Origin of the sequence: Parafrankia sp. Ea1.12, assembly GCF_900465275.1 — a bacterium.
GTDB classification, from domain to species: Bacteria; Actinomycetota; Actinomycetes; order Frankiales; family Frankiaceae; genus Parafrankia; species Parafrankia soli.
Map to the genome: position 1 here is coordinate 1 of NZ_UBIZ01000548.1, position 1514 is coordinate 1514.

At 66.9% G+C, this 1514-nt stretch carries 3 protein-coding genes; all 3 read left to right on the forward strand.

From position 1 onward, the window contains the following. The coding region (locus FMEAI12_RS31070; RefSeq protein WP_146776808.1) for an SDR family oxidoreductase at positions 1-359 on the forward strand (359 nt) is incomplete at its 5' end. A gap of 98 nt (positions 360-457) precedes the next feature. Next, positions 458-910 (forward strand): pyridoxamine 5'-phosphate oxidase family protein, encoded by a 453-nt coding sequence (locus FMEAI12_RS31075; protein WP_071062860.1) that lies wholly within the window; start codon positions 458-460, stop codon positions 908-910. Between the two features lie 80 nt (positions 911-990). Continuing rightward, on the forward strand, positions 991-1514 hold a 524-nt coding region (locus tag FMEAI12_RS31080), incomplete at its 3' end, for an amidohydrolase family protein (protein WP_146776809.1).

Consider the following 1514-nt stretch of genomic DNA (forward strand, 5'->3'; position numbering starts at 1 on the left):
GCAAGGCCGACTACATGTGGAGCAAGCAGGCCGTCTGCGCCTACGTCGCCACCCAGGCGATGCCCCTGCTCAAGCAGGGCATCCGCATCAACGCGATCTGCCCCGGCCCCACCGACACCCCGCTGGCGCGGGCGAACGAGGAGAGGTGGCTCGGCTTCGGTACCGACTACCGGGCCGAGCTGGGCATCGAGGCCGCGACCCCCCTGGAACAGGCCTACCCGCTGCTGTTCCTCTGCAGCGACGCCGCCTCCGCCATCAACGGCATCACCCTCACGGCCGACTCGGGCTACTTCACCGCCGGCATCTCCGACTCCTTCCCCCCGGCCACACCCATCGTGAAATTCCTGCTCGGTCGGTGACCCGGCTGCCTGGCGGCGCTCGCCGTCGGGCCCGTCCGTCCCTACTTCGGCACACCACCACGCAGCAGGCACTCGACATCCATTAAGGACGAAACACGATGAAAGAGCAGCGCCGGGGCCGCAAGATCGCCATGAGTCGGGACGAGATCGATGCCTTCCTCACCGAGGAGCGAACCTGCCGGGTGGCGACGTCCAGCCCGAGCGGACCACATCTGACTCCGCTGTGGTTCGTGTGGGACGGCTCCGCTCTGTGGCTCAACTCGGTCGTGAAGAGCCAGCGCTGGACCGACATCGCCCGCGACCCGCGAGTGGCCGTGCTCATCGATGGCGGCCACGCCTTCAACGAGCTACACGGGGTCGAGCTCCGCGGGAAGCTCGAAAGCGTCGGAGAAGCTCCCCGGACCGGCACCCCCGACCCGGACCTCGAAACACCGGAAAAGCTCTTCGCCCAGAAATACACCGGTCGCGACGAAATGCACTACGACGGCCGTCACGCCTGGCTGCGCCTCACCCCGGAGAAAATGACCAGCTGGGACTTCCGAAAAATGTGAGAACCCCCGGCACGGCCGGGACCGGAGCACAGATATCTGACCGGATACGCCTGTCAGGCCAGCACCCACGGAGGAGGGTCATGAACGTCGACGACTTGATTCTGGTGAGCATCGACGACCACGTGGTCGAACCAGCGGACATGTTCAAGAACCACCTGCCGGCGAACCTGGCCGACCAGGCGCCGCACGTCGAGACCGACGAGTCCGGGGTGGACCGGTGGATCTACCAGGGCCGGGTCACCGGGGTCAGCGGCCTCAACGCCGTGATCACCTGGCCGCCGGAGGAATGGGCCAAGGACCCGGCCGGCTTCGCCGAGATGCGCCCCGCCGTCTACGACATCCACGACCGGGTCCGGGACATGGACCGTAACGGGATCCTGGCGTCGATGTGCTTCCCGACGTTCGCCGGGTTCAGCGCCGGGCATCTCAACCATTTCAAGGATCCCCTCACCGTCATCATGATCCAGGCGTACAACGACTGGCACATCGACGAGTGGGCCGGCACCTACCCGGGCCGGTTCATCCCGCTGGCGCTGCTTCCGACCTGGGACCCGCAGCTGATGGTGAACGAGATCCGCCGGGTGGCGGCGAAGGGCTGCCGGGC